The organism is Arthrobacter sp. K4-10C (assembly GCF_059090085.1).
In genome coordinates, this window is sequence record NZ_JBNHFI010000012.1 from 72,291 (window position 1) to 91,493 (window position 19,203).

Here is a 19,203-nt window from a genome sequence, read left to right on the forward strand (position 1 = left end):
CCAAGTTGAAAGGAAGCATGATGCAACTCGAAGGCAAAATCGCCATTGTCACCGGCGGAGGACAGGGGATCGGCCGCGGCATCGTAGACCGCTACCTTGAAGAAGGTGCGAAGGTTGCGATCGTTCAGCGGCGCCCCTTGGAGCCCGCGCTGCAGGGCCACCCACGGGTTTTCGGCGTTCAGGCTGACCTGAGCGCAGCTTCTGCATTGGCGGGAGCAGTGGAGAGCAGCGTCGCCCACTTCGGAGGCATCGACATCCTCGTCAACAATGCGGGCATCATGTTTGAACGCAGTGTCCCCGCAATCCGCCCCGAGGAGTGGGATCTGATGATGGCGCTCAACCTCAGGGCACCGCTTTTTCTGGCTCAGGCAGCAGTGCCACACATGCGTCGACGCGGAGGAGGAAGCATCATTAATATCGGCTCCATCGAGGGGCTGGCGGCTAACCCGGGCCACACCGCCTACTGCGCGACAAAAGCCGGGATTCACGGGATGACCCGTGCCATGGCGGTGGACCTTGGAGAAGACAACATCCGCTGCAATGCGATTGCTCCGGGATGGATCGACTCCGAACTCAGTGAAACCTATCTGAAGACCCTTCCGGATCCTGCTGCCGCACGCGACGCCCTGGATCGGTTACACCCAGTGGGGCGGACGGGGCGCCCGGAAGATGTCGGGGACCTGGCAGTTTATTTGGCAGGTGACAGGTCCAGCTTTCTGACAGGTGAAGTAATTGTGGTGGATGGAGGCCGCACAGCTAAGCTGCCCCTGCCTTCCTGACGGTGCTGGGCGCCTGGCGTCGGACTGTGCTGCCAAGTTGGTCCCCACAAAACGCCTGGAGGTTTCAGGGCGGACTGGCGCGTGACCAGCCACTGCTGTTGGTACCGGAGCCCTCCGCGTTGCGAAACGGAGGGCCCGGGGTCTCATTGGGCGTCAGTCGGTTTCAGGACCTGGCAAAAGAAGCAATCGCTGGTCTCATCGCCGACCTGACAGCTGCGGTCGCTCACACTGGGCCCTCCTTGCGGACGCTATCCACCGCGCCTGAGGTTGACCAGGAGATGCTCCGTTCACTTATGGGGAACCGGAGCATCCTTCAACAACTCAACTTCCGGCTCGTGGACGTACAGACCCTCCCAAGGCTCACAGGTCATGCCGGAAGAAACCGCGCGCTGCAGCGGTTTATAGGCAGGGCGGATCCATGTCTCCGCCAAACGCCGCTGGCTGTGGCGGCCGAATGACAGCGACAAAACGCTTTGGGCGATAGTAGCCATGGTGGCTTCCTCTCTGAAGCAATCCACTAGTCAAGGACTGGCCGCTCAACGAAGCAAGTCGGAAAAATTTGAACGTTGCGTTCAGGTAGTGAACGTATGACGATTATGCCATCCGTCACAGGTGCATGCAAGACCCGCTCTGCGGAATCGCTGGGGCACGCACCGTTGCCCCAGGGCAGGGGCGGGCCCATGGAGTGCGCCGCGCTTGCGGCGAGCAACCTCTTCCCACACCCGAATCGACGGAGGGCAGGCCTACTAAAAAGTTCGCCCCCTTGTAGCGAAGCCATAGAACGGCATGGCTCGGCAAGGTCTTCACACTCTCAGCAGGGCTTGACCTCGGGTGTGATTGCTGTCATATTTTTGATCATGACGTTCGTACTATGAACGTACGAGGTCCGTTGCTTTAGCTGGCGGATGTACTCAAGCGAAGCCGCAAGAGAATAGTCCGGCAGGCGGAGCGCGACAAAGAGACCGATGTGTGCCCGTTGTGATTGAGGCACCGAGGTAACCGAATAGACAACTTACGAGTCGCATTGAGCGGTTATATGAGCCGGGGACGCGGTATGTCCGTGGATGTGCACACGCGCCGCTGTGTTCATGGCCCGCCCAGTGCCTTCATTGACCAGGGATTCAGAGCATGCTCCAGCGACAACCTCTCGGTACCGCGAAAAAGGCGGAACCCATGTCATGCACGGCAATTGAGGGAATGACCAATGTCAGCGATTAATAATTCAACTACCCATCGTGGCGATGCCTCGGCTGCAGGCAAACGACGCTTCATGATCAGAATGGTCACCGTCCTGATTGGCGGCATGTTCCTCGACGGCTATGTCCTAGGCATACTCGGACCGGTAACCGGGGTTATGGCCGAGGACTTGCAGCTCACGGTGCTGTGGCAGGGACTGATAGCGGCGGCCGCACTGATCGGCATTCTGGTCGGCTCACCCCTGGGTGGCTGGGCCGCCGACAAGTGGGGCCGAAAGTCAATATTCATGTTCGATATTGGTCTTTTCGCGGTTGCGTCGGGCATGCAGTTCTTCATTGACTCACCAGTGTGGCTGGTCGTAGTGCGGCTGCTGATGGGGATTGCGATCGGCGCTGAGTACGCGGTGGGATGGCCTCTGATGAGCGAGTTCTCTCCCACCCATTTGCGGGGCCGCCTGATGGCCTCAATGCAGATCGCCTGGTACGCCGGCTTCATGCTCGCCTTCCTGATCGGCCACCTGCTCAACGAGTACACCGACCTGAGCTGGCACTTCATCCTGGGTACGAGCACGTTCATCGCGGTTGCCCTGTTCCTCGGCCGCCTCGGCATGCCGGAGTCCCCACGCTGGCTGTGGAGTGTAGGCCGCAAGGATGAGGCCCGGGCCCTGGCGAGCAAATACCTGCCGGACGACGCGCTCGACGACGTCCAGCACGAGGACGTCCGCAAGGGCAGCTTCGGAATGCTCTTCTCCAAGCAGTACTGGCGCTCCACCCTGTTCATCTCCGGGTTCTGGTTCTGCGCAGTGACACCGTACTTTGCAATCGCCACCTTCGCGGACAGCGTGCTCAACCAGTACGGACTCGCCGGCGGTCTCGCCGGTGGAGTCGGACTCTCCGCCGTCGCTTTGGCAGGAGTCGTCGTCGCCTTCCTGCTGATCGACAAGTCCGGTCGACGCGTACTTACGGTCCCGCCGCAGTGGCTGTGCGCCGTCGTCCTCGGAATTATCGGTCTATGGGCCGGCGCGCCCGCCGTCATTATCCTGATCCTGTTCCTGATCTTCTCGTTCTTCAACGCCATGTACACGTCCTTGACGGGCGTCTACCCGAGTGAAGTCCTCCCCACCGAAATCCGGGGACTCGGAACAGGTTTCGCCGCAGCTGTCAGCCGTGTCGGAGCCGGCATCGGCATCTTCCTGCTGCCACTGTCGATGGAGAGCCTGGGATCCGGCCCCACCATGCTGATTGCCGCCGCCGTCGCCCTCGCCGGCGCCGGACTATCCCAGTGGCTTGCTCCCGAAACCAAGGGCAAGACCCTGACCGAGGCAGCAGCAGGCTACACCCACTAGGGCACCGAATTATTAGCCACGCGTGGCCCCTGCTGGACCGCTTTTCGCCCAGCAGGGGCCATTACCCTCCTGCCCTTTGCCGACCCGTCTTTGTGCCATTTCGCTGATTCGAGTTCAGTCGAAGCAGACCTGACCGCGGAACGCTCCGAGGATCGGCGCCCTGCACTTTTCAGCTTTGTTTCGGCGATATTTCCGGGACGTACCAGTTTGCAGCGGACGTCTACTTATTCGAAAAAACCCTTGCCTGCCCCCTCTTGCTGAGCAATACTTGATCAACACGTTCAGTAAATGAACGCTTCGTGAATCTCTTCGGTAGGCGCGCTCAGCGTCCGCCCACACCAAGAATCACCCGCAGCACTCTTTATCGACCCAGTCCGTCCCATCATCAGCAGACAGGAAGCGTCATGTCTTCACAGCTTCACGGTGTACTTACCGCCCTTGCCACCCCTTTCACAGCCGACGGCGAAATAGACGCAGCACGGCTTCGGCTCCTTGTCGATCGATCCATTGATGGGGGAGTGGATGGGGTGGTGGCTTGTGGATCCACCGGTGAGTTCGCCGCACTGAGCATCGAGGAACGGCGGCTGGTTGTGGAGACGGTGGTAGAGCACACTGCCGGACGGGTTCCGGTGGTGGCGCAGACCGGGGCGACCAGCACGGCGGAGGCCATCCGCCTCTCCAACCACGCGCAGGACTGCGGGGCCGACGTCCTCATGCTGGTCGCTCCGTACTATGAGCAGCTCACCCTGGGGGAGACCGCCGGGTATTTCAGGACCGTGGCTGAATCGGTGGAACTGCCGGTGATGCTCTACAACTACCCGGCGGCCACAGGAGTTAATCTCGACCCGGAAACGGTGGGCACGCTGGCCCGCGACGTTGAGAACATCCGATACATCAAGGACTCCAGCGGCAACATGGATCAAGCTGTGCAGCTGATCCACGAGCTTGGAGAAGACATCACCGCCATCATCGGAGCGGACACCCTGGTTTTGGCCGCGCTGAGCGAAGGGGCAACTGCTGTGATGGCCGGCACCGCCAACCTTGTGCCGCGCGAGATCGTTGCAGTCCACCGGGCCGTCGCAGCCGGCGATTTCGCTGCAGCCCGAGCCGAGTGGAACCGCATCTACCCGTTGATCAACGCCATCTCCTCCGCACCCTACGTGCCCGCGGTTAAGGCCGCTCTGGGAGTACTCGGTCTTCCTATCGGTTCTCCGCGACGGCCCACCGCAGATCTCCACCCTGCGCTTCTGGCCCGAATTGAGAAACTCACAGCCGAACTGCAGCTCGAGACGGCCTACGCCTAAACGGCGGATGCGCCATGCAACCCATACTCATCGACTCATCAAACGCCCTTTCCCGTCCCAACAACAATCAGGAGTGACAATGACAACTACGGCAATAACCGCCTCCGGCACCGTTCGACGCAGCACGGACCCCGCCCCCATTTTCGCCACCGATGGGCTGCCTCCGGGCCAGCATTTCATTGGCGGTGAATTCCGGCCTGGAATCACCGACGAAAAACAGGCCGTGATCGACCCCTGCACCGAAACCACTATCTGTGAGGTTGCCCAGGGCACCGCCGCCGACGCCGACGCCGCCGTCCTCGCAGCCCTGCAGGCGAAGGACGCCTGGGGCCGGACCTTGCCCAAGAAGCGGGCAGAGATCCTGCTTGCGATTGCCAACCGCCTGGAGGAGAACGCAGATCTGCTGGCGCGGCTGGAGTCGCTGAACACCGGAAAGCCCTTGATGGTTTCGGAGGATGATGTTGCCTCCTCCATTGACTCATTCCGCTTCATGGCCGGCGCAGCCCGGGCCACAACCTCACTTGCCGCCGGCGAATACGCCGAGGACCACCTTTCCGTGATTCTCCGGGAACCGCTTGGAGTCGTTGGAGTCGTCACGCCGTGGAACTACCCCTTGCTGATGGCTGTCTGGAAAATCGCCCCCATTCTGGCCGCGGGCAACACGATTGTCCTCAAACCCTCCGAGCAGACCCCGCTCACCACTTTGAAGTTCGCCGAGTTGACTGCAGATCTGCTGCCGGCAGGCGTGCTCAACATCGTCACCGGACTGGGTCCGGTCATTGGTGAACGCTTGGCCGGACACCCCAATGTCGACATGATCGCACTGACGGGCTCTGTCAACAGCGGACGTGCCGTCGCCCGGACCGCCGCGGAAACCGTGAAACGCGTCCACCTGGAGCTCGGCGGCAAGGCGCCGGTGGTCGTTTTCGCAGACGCAGACCTGGCCGCGGCCGCCGAATCCCTTCGTGCGGCAGGCTACTGGAACTCCGGGCAGGAGTGCGGCGCCGGATGCCGCGTACTCGTCCACGAATCGGTCGCAGAACAGTTCGCCCAGCTTTTGGTTGAACAGGTGCGAACCCTCGTCGTCGGTGAGCCCACGGCCGGTGCGGACGTCGAAATCGGCCCGATGATCTCGAAAGCCCACTTTGACCGCGTCCTCGGCCACCTCGAACGGGCGAAGGCAGCCGGGGCGAAGGCAGTCCTCGGCGGAGGCGCCCTGGAAGGAAAAGGCTACTTCGTAGCACCCACTGTCCTAGTCGACGTACCCGAAGGTGCTGCTTGCACCCTAGAAGAAATTTTCGGACCCGTCGTTACCATCGAGACGTTCTCCACCGAGGACGAGGCAGTCAGCCGTGCCAACCAGGTGCCCTACGGGCTCGCAGCCTCGGTATGGACACTCAACCCCCAGCTGGGCCACGACATGGCCTCCAAGCTCGAGGCCGGCACCGTGTGGGTCAACTCACACCTGGTTCTCGCCAACGAGATGCCGTGGAGCGGATTCAAAAGTTCCGGATACGGACGGGACCTGTCAGCCTACGCATTGGACGACTACTCCCGCACCAAACACGTCATGCACAACAAGACCCGATAGGCGCTCTTCCAACGGCTGCCGCTGATGCGCTCAAACGTGCCTCACAAGCCAACCCCCGGGCGGCGCGCCACCCATATTAGCGTCAGGGCCTTGAGGGCAGGTTGGGGCGCTTCGCGCAGCGACAAACTGTCTCGCCGGCTAAACCCGGTGACCAGTATGAACGGGAACGCCGGCGGCACCCGCCTGCTCTTTGCGGGCTTGTGCCGCCGGCATTTCAGTATTCAGGGCGCAGGAACGACATATTTCGTTTGCAATGCGCAGGGAGGAACCACGGGGAAGAAGTTTCCTGTACCGTGCCACGGCTTTCCCACTGACATGCCCTGCGAAGCAGGCGCGCCGCCTTAACTGACTGCTCCTAAGCGGCATGTCCTTCGGGCAAAAAGGCGGAGAAGCGGTGTCCGACGCAGCCCCTCTTCGGGCCACTCCCCCTCCCATTGGCCAACGCCGATAATGGATATTCCGTCAAGTTGGCCAGGTTTCCCGTGACGCGTAACTCCGTGAATAGGCTTCGAGCAGCTAGTTCCAGAGTGTCAACGCGGACCATTGGGACGGGGCCCCAATATGCGAGATGGGCAGTAGCTGTACATCCGGGTATGAGCGAAGAACCGCCGGAAGAAGTTGGTGCCGCCCGACATCGAGGGTCCTGAGCATGTGCTGGATGAGAGTCAGTTGCCCGAAAGTTCGGTTCATCTCCTGGCGGGCTTGGTCGAGCTCAGGAAGTTGGCCAACATCTGGAAGTTTGGGCTTTATCGCGTGGACCTTGTTAAAGAGCCTTCCGTGGTGGGCGCAGATGTTTCTCACGACGTTGAGCGATTTCATCCAGGACTCCAGCTGTGGGGCGGTCAGGCCGAACTTGTCAGCGATGCCGTTTTGAGTCTGCCGCGGCGAGAACCCGTATAGGTACGTGAGCGCACCCCAGTCGAGGATTTCTACCGCTGCCCAAACGGGAAGAGTTCCGCCGTACTTTGCATGGTGGTGCTTGACGAAGTCTTCCTTCGAATCGGCGAGGCCCTTTTGGTAGCGCTGCAGCCATGTGGCATAGGAGGCACCTTGGACCGCCCGCGGACCCAGAAGCGCTGGCTTCAGGTGGGCACATTCGTCGATCGTGCCGAGGGCATGCCCGAGAAGGGCTCGCAATGCTAGCTCGATCGGCGTCAGAGAGGCGAAAGTTGCTGTTCGGAGACTCGCATCAAAGCTGTAAAGCCTGATGACATCGTTGAAGGTAGTTCCGGCGTAAAAGCTATCTTCACGGTCTGAGGGTCCCTGGCGCCTAAATGAATACCAGTAGCCGCTTAGACGGTAGTAGTTGATGTGCTGCAGCTGTTTGATGGCAGCATCCCGGTCCCCGATGTCCATCCCTCGGGAGGCTAGGAGGTCGACCTGCTCGTCGTAGGTCTTATAGGCCTTGACGGATGCAGGCAACTGAGCCTCCTGCCCAGAGAAAGTGAAGACCGGCCCTGGACCTACCGAAGTAGGCGGAACCGGTCGTAGTGCCTCAACTCTACCGGATTTTCGAATGCAGCTCCAGCCGACGCGGAGCCTGAGCTTCCGGTGCGCTCACGAGAGCTTGCAGAGAAATCTACGCCACAACGTCAGGTTGGGGTGTAACCCAAGCTGCCTTCGCGTCCCTGGTTACGTTAGCTAGAGCAAGGATCGAAGTCGTTCCGGTTTGTTAAGACGTCGGGCCGAGGCTCGTTGGACGACTGACGCAGCCGCTAATGAATTCGATGAGTTCCATTCCGGTTCCGAGGACCCCGTCCTCATGCAGAATCTGCACACGTTCCGCTCAGTCGTCACTCCCGGCACGCGCGGTCGATCACGGCATCAACGGGCGCCCGGATTCACCAGCAGGCCGGTGACCGTTGTTTTGGCACCGGCAGCGACAGGTCCAGCAGCAGTTCCGCCGCCAGGCTTTCTTAGCCCATGGCGTCGACAGCACGTTCACCGTGTACCCGTCTTTTAGCCATCTCGGGAAGCCGCGCGGCGGTTCCACGTGCAGATGTAGTTCCCGCTACCGTCCAGATGTAGGGCTGGAGGGTGCGGGGACGGTCACTGTTACACTCTGCTCATGGTCGGGCTTCCGTTCGCGGGAGACGGGCTAGTGCACGCCGGCCTGTCAGGGCTGGGAATCGTCGCAGCCTTACTGTTTTACGCTTATGAGACGCGCCGGCGCGGCCTGTCCGACCCACGGCTATGGCCCATTGCGGGTTTCGCTATCGCCTTCGGGGCCATCGGCTCCAGGGTCTTTACATGGGATGTTTCCCGGCAGGTCTCCTTGGCGGACTGGTGGGGCAACGGGGACCGCAGCATCCTGGCGGGCCTTGTGGGCGCGTGGCTCGGTGTCCATCTGGGTAAACGGTTGACAGGATACCGGGAGTCCACGGGCGATTTGCTTGCGCCCGCGGTGGCCCTGGCGCTGGTCATCGGTCGGGTGGGCTGCCTCCTCACAGAACTGCCCGGCACCCCGACCGGCGGAGGGTGGGGAATATCGCTCACGCCCGGGCAGGCTGCGATGCTGGGCGGACCGACCGGGGTAGGACTGCACCCGTCCTTTGCCTATGAAATCGTGTTCCATGTTGCAGCATTAGCGCTCATGTGGCGCTATCGCGACCGCCTGCCCCATCCTGGCGACCTCTTCGTCTGCTACGTGACCGCTTACGCGTTGTTCCGGTTCGGCGTCGAATTCGTCCGCGGCAACGAGGTGCTCTGGCTGGGGCTGAGCCGTCCCCAATGGTTCCTCCTGGTGATTCTCCCCCTGCTGTTCTGGCGGATGCTGCGGGTATTCGGGGAAACCACTCCGCCGAAGCTGGAGGAAGGAGCAGCATGAGCGAGGACAACCTGTCGTCTCAGGAAGAGGAGGAGCGACCTGGACCAGGGTTCGGCTCCATGGTGCTCGGAATCCTGCTCGGAGCTGCTGCCCTTTATGCCCTTTATTTCGGGACCACAGCTGGTATCGCTCCAGATGAAGGCTACAAGACCGACCTCGCCGGGCCTGCAGCCTTTATACCGATTGGCGTGTACCTGGCGGTAGCCGGTGCCCTGGCAATCTGGACACGCACGTCCCGGTTGGGTGCGGGGCTGTTGATTGGCCTGGGGGTCTTCATCCTGGTGGGCGGCGGGGTCTGCGTCATGGCCCTCTCCCAGATGAGTAGCCGGATATGAATCCGACACCGTTCTCTTCCGGGCAGGCGCTGCCCGGGCCCGGCCAGCCGCTGCGCGGAGACCGCATCCACCGGTACGTCACAGCCTTCTGTCCCCACTGCCATGAGACGAACCCCCCGCTCGCGCAGGTCCGGCGCCTCTCCGGCGCGCTGCTGATCCGCGATGACAGGGTCTGGCTCGAGCGCGGCTGCCCGGACCACGGCCTCGTCAGCACCTTGTACGACGAGTCACCGGAAATCCTGCGCTACCTGGAGAAGTGGCAGGCACCCACCAAGCAACACATCCCGGACCAGGCCGGCAACTACCGCCAGGTCCCGGAGGCCTACGCGTTCGGGCTGCCGGCCATGCAGACGCAGCACACGTGCATTCTCCTGCAGGACATCATCGAGCACTGTAACCTGCGCTGCCCCACTTGCTTCACGGCCTCCGGCCCTCAACTGCAGGGAGTGGCACCGCTCAGCGAGGTACTCGCGAACATCGACACGCGGCTTGCCCGCGAAAACGGGCGGCTGGACGTGCTGATGCTCTCCGGCGGCGAGCCGACGCTTTATCCCCATCTGGGGGAACTTCTGGATGAGCTCGTCGCCCGGCCGATCGTCCGGATCATGGTGAACAGCAACGGCATGCTCATAGCCAGCGACGATGAACTCCTCGGTCTGCTGGCCAGGCACCGGGACCGCGTGGAGGTGTACCTCCAATACGACGGCCCGTCCAAGGAGGCATCCATTCACCACCGCGGGGGAGACCTGACCCGGTTCAAGGACATCGCCATCGCGCGCCTGTCCGAGGCAGGTGTTTTCACCACCCTGACGATGACAGCGACACTCGGCGTCAACGACGGTGAGGTCGGCGCCGTCGTCATGAGGGCTTTGGAAACCCCGTTCGTCGGTGGGGTTGCGCTTCAGCCGGTGTTCGGTTCAGGGCGCGGCCACGGCGTCGACCCCACGGACAGGCTCACCCACACAGGCGTGCTGGAACGGCTCGCGGAGCAAACCGGAGGAGTGGTCTCATGGCACGACCTGACAGCCCTGCCGTGCTCACATCCGCACTGCGCATCCGTGGGCTACATGCTGAAGGACGACTCCGGAGTCTGGCGCTCGCTGACAGCCCTCATCGGGCACGATCAGCTGCTCGCCTGGCTGGAACTCAATCCCGACAGCGTCGCCAGCCGCATCGCCGACAGCGCGATCCCGCTTGAGCTGCGGAACCTCATGAAGTCCTCCCTGCTGGACCTGCTCAGCGAGCAGTCCTCGCTGTCCCATCCGCGGACAATGGATCTTTGGAAGAACATCTGCACCCAGTGCGACCTCGGCATCGGCACCCTCACTACTCTGGCTGCCGGCAAGCTTCCCGGGCAGCAACAGCGGTTGCGCCAGCTCCTGGGCGAACGGATTACGCGCATCATGGTCAAGCCCTTCATGGACATCTCCACCATGATCGAAGAACGGCTCACGCAATGCTGCATCCACGTGGGCACAAAGAGCGACGCCGGAGATCACCAGTGCGCCCCCTTCTGTGCCGTCCAGGCATGGCCAGCCCTGGCCAGGCAACGAATAAGCACAGCAACGGGCCGGGAGCTCCTCCCGGTCCGCCAGGTCTAAGACAGCCATATAGGGAGGAATGATGAGTTCCGATTTTGATGCCCGGCGTATTGCAGCCGGACCACCGCCCTCGCAGCTGGTGCGCGCCAAGCACGCAGGCCGGCACGGGCACAGCCCTGACCCTGAAACAAATCCGCAGTCCCTGCCGCCCTTCGACCCCCTGCGGCTCTGCATCTTCGCAACTGTTGCTTTATTGGGTTGGCTGGCGGGCCCGGTGGCGCTGGCCGTGTTCGCTGCCGTCGGATTCGCAGGCTATTGGAAAGCACGACGCAGCGGACTGACAAGGGCGAACTGCTACCTCCGTGACACCAGGCTGATCCTCGCTTACCTTGGCATCCTGCTAGCGGCAGGATTGTGGGGGATATACGCGATGGCAGCGCGACTGGTCGGCGCCTAAGCGCCTCAGACTATGGGCAAAGCCAGAACTGGTTGATCCTCCTGCCACGCAAACGTTTTGGCGTCAGGGCACCCACCTCGTCGTCGAGAAAGCCGAGCCGGATCTCGTAGGCCACTAAAAATTCGGCCGGCATTTGGGATGCTCGCGGGTGGACAGTAGATAGATCCTTGCCGTCGCTGGCATCTGTCTTCAGCAGTCCTTCCCTCGATCCCTTCGGACCCCGTGTGGTCACCGACTAACCAGCCGGCCACCATAGCGCCTTCCGGTCCGCACTCGGCCAGGACGTCTTCCGTCCTGCCCAACGCCTCGGTGCTTAGGGAAGGCTGCCGACAAAGTGCGCGGAAAACAGCAATTTGGTGTTAGTTTCCATTGACACGAAGTCCTATTTTGGCGTTAATTGTAGTTACCATGAAAAGCACCAGACCATACGTACTGAAGGCCAGGGCTCAGGGCGTGCACGAGACTAGGGAACGCATTATGGAAGCAGTCCTCGCATTGGCAAATGAAGCGCCCCTGTCAGCGCTTGTATTGCCGGAGGTAGCTGCCCGCTCGGGTGTTTCGGTGCAGACCGTGCTGCGTCAGTTTGGGACCCGGGAAGGTTTGCTCGACGCAACCCAGGAACTTGCCTCGGCCCGGGTTCGCGCAGAGCGGGAGGTTGTCCCCGGTGACGTCCCAGCAGCCATCACGAATTTGTTCGACCACTACGAGTTGCGCGGTGACGGGGTCCTCCTGCTGCTGGGTCAGGAAAGCTGGGAACCCCGCGCGGCCAAAATCACCTCCGAAGGCCGCAACATCCACCGGAACTGGGTGGAACGCGCCTTCGCACCCTTGCTTGCCGACACAGCTGAGCCCGGCAGAGGAGAAATTCTCGACCTGCTCGTAGTCGCCTGCGATGTCTATACCTGGAAGCTGTTGCGCCGGGACCGGAAATTGGACCGGACGGACGCGGAGTCGCGCGTGCTCCGGCTAGTCACCTCAATTCTGCAAGGAGCTTGAAATGTCCACCTTTCTGTTCGTGACCATCGACGCCGGCGGAAACGTTCCTCCAGCAATAGAAGTTGGCCGGGATCTGCTCGCCCGCGGCCATAGGGTCCGGTTCCTCGGTCACGAACGGCAGCGTGCCGCGCTGACTGCGGCCGGCTTCGAATTCAGCGCATTCGCGAGGATGCCCCACTGGGACCCGGCCGAGGTCCGGCCGGTGCACCGGGACCTCCCCGGCTTCCTGACCATGTGCACCCACGCGGGACCCGGCCAGGACCTTGTTGATCTGCTCAACGCTGACCCGGCCGACCTGGTCATTATCGATTGCATGCTGCTGTCCGTCCTGCAGGCGGCGCACAGAAACGCACAGGTCTACGCCGTCCTGTTCCACAGCTTCTATCGGTTCTGGGACGGCAACTTCGCGAACGGACCGATAGGAATGCTCGCCCGGGTCAAAGGCCTCAATGCCCGCACCCTATGGGCGGAGGCTTCACTGGAATTGGTAGTGAGCGATCCGGAACTGGACCCGGCCGGGAACCGCGCAAGCCAGACCCGCGTCTGGTGCGGGGTCACCGAACAGGCCGCACAAGAGATTCGTAGGACCGCCGAAAAACCGACGGTTCTGGTCAGCTTAAGCACCCTCGGGGTCCCTGGACAGGAGGACGCCTACCGGAGGATCCTCCAGGCATTAAAAGACCTGCCCCTCAATGCAATCGTGACGACGGGTCCGGCAGTAGATCCATCACGGCTGCCCATCCCGCCCAACGCTGAGGTATTCGCGTACACACCGCATGCCCAGATCATGCCGCGTGTCACCGCAGTCGTTGGTCACGGAGGCCACTCGACAACCATGAACGCACTCATCCACGGACTCCCGATGCTGCTGATGCCCATGCATCCGTTTATTGACCAGTCCATGGTTTCGCAAGCCGTTGTCGATGCTGGAGCCGGAATCAAACTCAGCAAGAAGGCATCGCCCGCAACAATCCGGCGAGCGATCCAGGACATCACCGGCACCGAAGGCTTCACCACGTCCGCCCGCACCCTCGGTACCCGGCTCCGGCAAACGCCCGGAGCATCAGTAGCCGCCGACCGGCTGCTCGCCGTACTGGAGCACCCCCGCGCCCTCAACTAGGACGACGACGACCCACAAAAGCGCCGTACTTCGGCCGTCAGCTTCCCCTCCAGGCCCAACCGCGAACTGCGCGCAGACCTGTTCCACCGTTACCCCGACCCCCGCACCCCTGCGCGCGGGACGTAACCGTGGGGAACAGAAATGCAATTGAACTTTTCGGCAGCAGTACCCATTCGTCGTGGACTTCCCCGAAAGACCAGACGTACCCGATCCCAGAACGCACTGGTCTTGGTCATGGCGTCCATCCTGGCCGGCGGTACCGCAACCTTCGTCCTGATCAATCAAGCGGAGACATCCCGTTGGGTCTTGGATTACAGCTCCTCACCGGGTTCCTCGCTCTGGACGGATCGCCTCCCCGAGCCCAGCCCCCGGCCAGGACCAAGCCCGGTACCCGACTCAGGCAAAAAACACTGAAGTGCGGTGGTAACAACCATGTGGAGCATTTGGAGTGCAGGGCTGATAACCGGCCTCGCCTTGATTGTGGCAATCGGTGCACAGAACGCTTTCGTGCTGCGCCAAGGAATTCGGCGCGAGCACATGGGCGTGGTGGTGACGCTCTGTGTCGCCAGCGACGCAGTACTGATTTTCGGGGGTACTTTAGGAGTCGGTGCGGCGGTGGCGGGGTTCCCCACAGGATTGATCGTGCTGAAGTGGACCGGCGCGGCTTACCTTGCCTGGTGGGCTGCGCGGTCTTTCGCGGCCGCTCTGAAGCCTTCGTCCCTAATGACCGAGGCACCGCGATCCCTGGGATCAGTGGTAACCACCACTCTGGCCGTGACCTACCTGAACCCGCACGTCTACCTCGACACAGTGGTGCTGCTCGGCGCACTGGCTAACCAGCACGGCTCCGACTACCGGTGGGCCTTTGCGGCCGGGGCACTAGCGGGCAGCGTGCTGTGGTTCCCCGCTCTCGGCTACGGGGCCCGGGCAATGTCCAATCTGCTGGCCAGGCCTACCGTCTGGCGAATCATCGACCTGACTACCGGCGTTGTCATGATCCTCCTCACAGTAAATCTGATGCTGCACCAATCTGCCGCGTGACGAGGGCCAGCCAGTGACACGGATGAGCCATTCCCAAAAAGCGACAACAGCCGCACCCACAAGGCGCAGGCTCGCAAGGCGGGACAGGTCTTGAGTCGCTCCGGGTACAGTGGAGCGTCCAGGAGGGAGGCGGGTACCTGTTGGTTGACCGAAGACGGGTGAAGCGTGCGACAGTCCCGCAAGCGGCTGAGCAGACACCGAAGACAGTGGCACGCGATGAGCGGCGACTGCAGCTTCTGCAGGCAGCCCAGGAAGTTTTTGTAGCCAGTGGTTACCAGGGTGCCAACATGGAGGATATTGCCCAAGCGGCCTATGTGAGCAAACCGGTTCTGTACGAGTACTTCCCATCCAAGCGTGAGCTGTACCTCGAGCTGCTGGACATTAACCTCAGGGCACTCGGCGATGTATTGCAGGAGTCCGTCCGTTCCACGAAGCTCGATAAAGAACGGGTGCATGATACCATCCGGGCTTATTTTGGCTACATTGCCCGGGACGATGGTGCATATCGCCTCGCGTTCGAATCCGGTTTGAGCAACGATCCTGACGTCCGCGTGCGGCGGGAGGCATTCAGAAGGGGATTCGCCGGCGCTATCGCCCGAATCATCAGCGAGGACGCTCAATTGCCGCTTGTCGAAGCGGAACTGCTGGGCAGGGCTTTGATGGGCTTGGCTCAAGCAAGCGCACGTTATTCGGTAGAGGACACTGCTGAACAAGGCAGCGCTGCCCTTAGCCTGGACGCGGCCTGCGAGCTTGTTTACCGCCTGGCGTGGCGGGGTATTTCACGCTTTCCCAAGGAGACCTAGAAATGACTGAGGTGTCACCCGGGGCTCTGCCAGGGATAGCTCTTGACCCCGCTGCTATCTCTCCCACTGTACTGTCGCGGTTCAACACGCGCCGCCCACGCACCTTCCTGGTTCTTCAGTCTTTGCTCGCCCGCTTAGAATGCTCCTGTGAAGAGGACCAACGACTCGGGTTCCACGGGAAAGCCTGCTGGCCTGCAGCGCAACAACGATCCAAACCAGCGACCCAGTAACAAAAGCCTCCGCTTCTGGTCTGGATACTGGACCGTCTTTTGGACGCTCTTCTGTGGGGCTGGGTTTACGGTTGGATACGTTTTCCTGAGCAACCTGATCATCGGGCGCCCATACGGCATCCTGTCGATTCTATTTTTCGTGCTCGGATGCGCCATTGGACTGGGTTTGTACCTGCCCCAGCATTTCAAAGCCGCCCGTAAGAAGCGTGCCGAGTTTCTGAGGGCTGGCGGTGATCCTACCGGCATCACTCCCTGGATGTTCGGTGCCATGAGAGGACGTATCAACGAGGACGGCGTGTGGGCCTGGTACACCTCCTCAGGCTCCAGCGGAGAGTCAAGCGCGATATAGCAGCCTCCCATATCTGGCCTGGCGTCGAGGCCCGGATTCCCGGACGTGGATAATGGCCGGCATAACCGGTTCCGATCCGCCTTTTGACCCGCCCTTCCTGGACACCCCCGCCGTAAACCGGGCGCTGGCTGAGCAGTTCTGACCCCCGGTACTCCGGGGGAAAAACGCCAAGAACTACGGGCGGAAACAGCCCTTTTGCAGGCACTCCCCCCACCCGTTTTCAAACGCCGATAACGGATCTTCTGTCAAGCTATGGCCGCAACAGGCTAATGCACGCCGACGGCGTAGGCAGGGGAGCGGCTTACCCCAGCTTGGCCTGGCGCAGGTACTGGTAGACGGTTTCCCGGCTGATCCCGTAGTCACGGGCAAGGAGGGCTTTTGGAACACCGGTGCCGGCGCGCTGAACGAGTTCGGCGGCCCGTTCCGGGGTGAGCGTCTTTTTCCGTCCTTTGTAGGCGCCGCGCTGCTTGGCCAGGGCGATCCCTTCCCTTTGGCGTTCCCGGATGAGGGAGCGTTCGAATTCGGCAAAGGCACCCATGACGGAGAGCATGAGGTTGGCCAAGGGGGAGTCCTCGCCGGTGAAGACCAGGCTTTCTTTGACGAACTCCACCCGCACACCTTTGCGGGTGCGACCCTGGACCAGAGCACGCAGGTCATCAAGGTTCCGGGCGAGCCTGTCCATGCTATGCACAACAACGGTGTCCCCATCTCGGGCAAACCGCAGGAGCTCGGTGAGCTGCGGTCTCGTGATGTCCCTTCCGGAGGCCTTCTCCGTGAAGACCCGGTCCAGAACCTGGCCTTCGAGCTGGCGCTTCTCGTTCTGGTCCAGCGTGCTCACGCGCACATACCCAATCCGCTGACCAGCCACGCCTGCCTCCAACCCTCACGTCAGATTGAGTTCTAGGGCCTTCCCGTGAGTGAGTCAAGACTTTGGAGGGCAGGACAATCCTCGCCCCTGCTTTCCGGCCTCATCTAGCAGCGATCCGGCCAACCCCGAAGCTAAATACGCCTCCGCCATCGCCCTCTAATCAGGGCGATGAAATTTTGCCGCTCGGCATCACTCTTGGCTCTGCTGAACGGCTCCGGTAGGGGGACATCGCGGTCACGCTTTGTTGGTCGTGCTTTCCAGGCGGTTGTCATTTGTGGGCCGGCTTCCGAACGTGCAGCCTTAACCAGATTGTCGTAGGCCGAGCTCACTTTCTTCGGTGCATGAATCTGCATGAGGGCTGAATAGTAGGCGATCCGCGATTGAATGCTGCTGATGTGCATCGTCAGCGCAGTGCGGGTAGTAGTTGAGCCGTCGCGCCGGCGAAGAAGATAGGGGGCCTCGAGGTAGTCCTCCACAGCTCGGAGCGCCTCGCTGTAAATGCCGGCGATGCGTTCGCGCCGCGCCAGCCTCTGTTGAATGCTGTACCCCAAAATGGCTATGCCTGCGGCGAGTACGCCGGCGATCAGGGTGGCTGTTCCATCCCAGGTAATGGACTCCATGGCCCATCCAGCAGCAGTTCCTTGGGTGGACGGCGGTGGAGAACTGGATACCTCCCTCATGCAGACCTTCTAGTGAACCCGTGGGCGGCCTCCGGGCCGAGCCATTGACCGCCAGCGGCTCCGCCGGTGTGGCGCCAGTAGGTTTCAAAGTACAAGTGGTCCGAAGACAGATCCAAGAGTGCCAGAAGTCCTCGATCGGCTGTCCAGCGTCGTTCCTTGGGATCACCGGGGTAGAAAAGGCACAGGCTTCCGTCGGGCATTCGGTGTGGAGAATCTTTGCCAGGGTCTGCAAAGACCCTCGGGTAGTCCTCGGGCTCCAGTCCATAGGTGTTGTACCTTGGTTGCGCCTCGAACCTGATGAGCACCGGCACGGACGAAGATCTTCCTCGTATTTCTATACCTTCATGACGGAACGTCAGCGCACCTTTCACAAGTTCCGCCCTTAAGGCATTGCCGTACCGACGTTTGGCGTCCCGCTGAAACGGTACTCTCCAGGCCGCTGACGTGCCGTACCAAGCTGGGACGTGTCCGTCTTGATGCAGATCCCGTTGGTACTCCGCGCTGCAGATGTCTGTGCGGCTCTTCTGAAGGGAGTCTAGGGACGCCATGATCGGGCATTGATGCGGTCGCGGTTGGCTGCGGACCCGGTTCCAGTCATCAAAGCGGGCGCCCCATAGGCTTTGCTGTCCTTGGCTTTGATGGCCGCTACCCGGCGGGCCTCCTCCTCAAGTACTAGCGTTGGGTTGGGGCGTGGGAGCATCTCTTTGTCCTTAAAGAGCTTTGCGAGTTCGTCCCGTGCAAGTATCAGATAGCCGTCTCGTTCAAGTGCAAGGGCCAGCTCAAGGGTTTCGAGCGCTCCCCGCAGAGAACGGACCACCTCGGATCGCGGCTTATTTGTCCGGATTGGGTGGGACGAGACTCCTGCCGGGTCTGGAGTTTCTTCTTGGGCGAGTTGCTCAACTGCATACTGCAGGCACGCGTGGATTCCCACCATCAGCCCGAGTGGATCGCGTATGGAGGCAAGTGCCAAAGCCTTGATGTTCCAGGAGCAGAGCGGCTTATCGTGTGTTCGGTTCCAATGCTTGATGAGTCGGACGACTCGCGCGTAAGAAGCTTTGGAGCTTTCATTGGCATCCTGAATCAGCTGCGTGTGACGTTCGGGGTGGGACCTGTCCCAGCCATCATGGCGGGGAATATAGAGCCCGCCTGCCCGCTTGTTGTCCACCGCGACGATGACATCAGCAGTGAAGTCGGGCAGGCCCGCCGCGACCGGATCTCGGAATCTGACCAGTATGGACCGCTTTCGGCCCTCAACTTCGACGGCCAAGTCGCCGTAGGCCTCCTTCAACCCCGAGCGGATGGCGTCAGCTGCTCGTGCCTTCAAGTCCTTCGGGCCCTTTAGCCCAGGCCCGTACAAGTTGTCTGGGTCTGGCACAACTACGCCTAGATCGACGTCCGTCAGTGGAGTTAAGGCATCTCCGTGGGCGATGCTGCCGTTGACGTAGGTCCTCGAACCAGGAAACTCGGCGCGAAGGACGGATGCTAGCGCGGCCCGACGCTTCCTCGCCTCCGCCAGTTCCTCGTCGGAGACCTGAATCCGGATTCTGGCCGCATTTAGGGTGTTTTCGAGTGTTTGCGTTGCTTCGGCTGTCAGCACTGGAAGAACCCTTCTCGCCGTGGGGGTCAAAGAACTCCCTCCGGCGACGAGAGCTCGCGAGCGATGGTTACGCTCGTTGGGGCATCGAACCCCGTTCCGCCTCGTCACTGTGGCTACTGCTACTACATAGTGTAGGTAATCGT

18 protein-coding genes are annotated in these 19,203 nt (G+C 61.5%); 13 read left to right on the forward strand and 5 right to left on the reverse strand.

Going from position 1 to position 19,203, the window contains the following annotated elements; genetic code table 11:
• Nucleotides 1–17: 17 nt before the first annotated feature.
• The gene (locus AC5RUU_RS16860; RefSeq protein WP_493976356.1) at nt 18–779 is read left to right on the forward strand and encodes an SDR family NAD(P)-dependent oxidoreductase; all 762 of its coding nucleotides are present in this window, start codon (nt 18–20) and stop codon (nt 777–779) included.
• A gap of 287 nt (nt 780–1,066) precedes the next feature.
• Here the strand turns inward: AC5RUU_RS16860 and AC5RUU_RS16865 are convergent, their stop codons facing one another.
• Nucleotides 1,067–1,270 (reverse strand): hypothetical protein, encoded by a 204-nt coding sequence (locus AC5RUU_RS16865; protein WP_493976357.1) that lies wholly within the window; start codon nt 1,268–1,270, stop codon nt 1,067–1,069.
• A gap of 779 nt (nt 1,271–2,049) precedes the next feature.
• Here AC5RUU_RS16865 and AC5RUU_RS16870 point away from each other — a divergent pair.
• The 3 genes from AC5RUU_RS16870 to AC5RUU_RS16880 all read left to right on the forward strand — a co-directional run bounded on the left by AC5RUU_RS16870 (nt 2,050) and on the right by AC5RUU_RS16880 (nt 6,216).
• Entirely contained in the window at nt 2,050–3,321 is a 1,272-nt protein-coding gene (locus AC5RUU_RS16870) for an MFS transporter (protein ID WP_493976358.1), read from the forward strand.
• 404 nt (nt 3,322–3,725) lie between these two features.
• Nucleotides 3,726–4,625 carry a 4-hydroxy-tetrahydrodipicolinate synthase gene (gene dapA / locus AC5RUU_RS16875; protein ID WP_493976359.1) on the forward strand — a complete coding sequence of 300 codons (900 nt, stop codon included), beginning with the start codon at nt 3,726–3,728 and terminating at the stop codon, nt 4,623–4,625.
• Nucleotides 4,626–4,704: 79 nt separating this feature from the next.
• The gene (locus tag AC5RUU_RS16880; RefSeq protein WP_493976360.1) at nt 4,705–6,216 is read left to right on the forward strand and encodes an aldehyde dehydrogenase family protein; all 1,512 of its coding nucleotides are present in this window, start codon (nt 4,705–4,707) and stop codon (nt 6,214–6,216) included.
• A gap of 516 nt (nt 6,217–6,732) precedes the next feature.
• On the opposite strand, the gene AC5RUU_RS16885 is transcribed toward AC5RUU_RS16880, so the two are convergent.
• A complete protein-coding gene (locus tag AC5RUU_RS16885; protein WP_493976361.1) occupies nt 6,733–7,638 on the reverse strand; it encodes an Abi family protein in 906 nt (301 codons plus the stop codon).
• 646 nt (nt 7,639–8,284) lie between these two features.
• Here AC5RUU_RS16885 and AC5RUU_RS16890 point away from each other — a divergent pair.
• The 9 genes from AC5RUU_RS16890 (at nt 8,285) to AC5RUU_RS16930 (ending at nt 15,915) form a co-directional block, all read left to right on the forward strand.
• The gene (locus AC5RUU_RS16890; RefSeq protein WP_493976362.1) at nt 8,285–9,043 is read left to right on the forward strand and encodes a prolipoprotein diacylglyceryl transferase family protein; all 759 of its coding nucleotides are present in this window, start codon (nt 8,285–8,287) and stop codon (nt 9,041–9,043) included.
• A complete protein-coding gene (locus AC5RUU_RS16895; protein ID WP_493976363.1) occupies nt 9,040–9,378 on the forward strand; it encodes a hypothetical protein in 339 nt (112 codons plus the stop codon). Before AC5RUU_RS16890 ends, AC5RUU_RS16895 begins: the two co-directional genes overlap by 4 nt.
• Nucleotides 9,375–10,979, forward strand: a complete 1,605-nt coding sequence (locus AC5RUU_RS16900) for a radical SAM protein (RefSeq protein WP_493976364.1) — start codon at nt 9,375–9,377, stop codon at nt 10,977–10,979. Before AC5RUU_RS16895 ends, AC5RUU_RS16900 begins: the two co-directional genes overlap by 4 nt.
• A 19-nt stretch (nt 10,980–10,998) precedes the next feature.
• The gene (locus AC5RUU_RS16905; protein ID WP_493976365.1) at nt 10,999–11,376 is read left to right on the forward strand and encodes a hypothetical protein; all 378 of its coding nucleotides are present in this window, start codon (nt 10,999–11,001) and stop codon (nt 11,374–11,376) included.
• Nucleotides 11,377–11,853: 477 nt separating this feature from the next.
• Complete coding sequence (locus AC5RUU_RS16910; RefSeq protein WP_493976366.1) at nt 11,854–12,372, forward strand: TetR/AcrR family transcriptional regulator; 519 nt, start codon at nt 11,854–11,856, stop codon at nt 12,370–12,372.
• 1 nt (nt 12,373) lies between these two features.
• Nucleotides 12,374–13,492 carry a glycosyltransferase gene (locus AC5RUU_RS16915; protein ID WP_493976367.1) on the forward strand — a complete coding sequence of 373 codons (1,119 nt, stop codon included), beginning with the start codon at nt 12,374–12,376 and terminating at the stop codon, nt 13,490–13,492.
• Between the two features lie 432 nt (nt 13,493–13,924).
• Nucleotides 13,925–14,533, forward strand: a complete 609-nt coding sequence (locus AC5RUU_RS16920) for a LysE/ArgO family amino acid transporter (RefSeq protein ID WP_493976368.1) — start codon at nt 13,925–13,927, stop codon at nt 14,531–14,533.
• Between the two features lie 206 nt (nt 14,534–14,739).
• Nucleotides 14,740–15,336: a TetR/AcrR family transcriptional regulator gene (locus tag AC5RUU_RS16925; RefSeq protein ID WP_493976369.1), complete on the forward strand. Its 597-nt coding sequence runs from the start codon at nt 14,740–14,742 to the stop codon at nt 15,334–15,336.
• A 147-nt stretch (nt 15,337–15,483) separates the two neighbouring features.
• On the forward strand, nt 15,484–15,915 hold the full coding sequence (locus AC5RUU_RS16930; protein WP_493976370.1) for a hypothetical protein: 432 nt from the start codon (nt 15,484–15,486) through the stop codon (nt 15,913–15,915).
• Nucleotides 15,916–16,216: 301 nt separating this feature from the next.
• On the opposite strand, the gene AC5RUU_RS16935 is transcribed toward AC5RUU_RS16930, so the two are convergent.
• From AC5RUU_RS16935 to AC5RUU_RS16945, 3 genes are all read right to left on the reverse strand, one after another.
• Nucleotides 16,217–16,783: a recombinase family protein gene (locus AC5RUU_RS16935; RefSeq protein WP_493976371.1), complete on the reverse strand. Its 567-nt coding sequence runs from the start codon at nt 16,781–16,783 to the stop codon at nt 16,217–16,219.
• 131 nt (nt 16,784–16,914) lie between these two features.
• Nucleotides 16,915–17,403, reverse strand: a complete 489-nt coding sequence (locus AC5RUU_RS16940; RefSeq protein WP_493976372.1) for a hypothetical protein — start codon at nt 17,401–17,403, stop codon at nt 16,915–16,917.
• 595 nt (nt 17,404–17,998) lie between these two features.
• The gene (locus AC5RUU_RS16945; RefSeq protein ID WP_493976373.1) at nt 17,999–19,060 is read right to left on the reverse strand and encodes a nucleotidyltransferase family protein; all 1,062 of its coding nucleotides are present in this window, start codon (nt 19,058–19,060) and stop codon (nt 17,999–18,001) included.
• Nucleotides 19,061–19,203 lie beyond the last annotated feature (143 nt).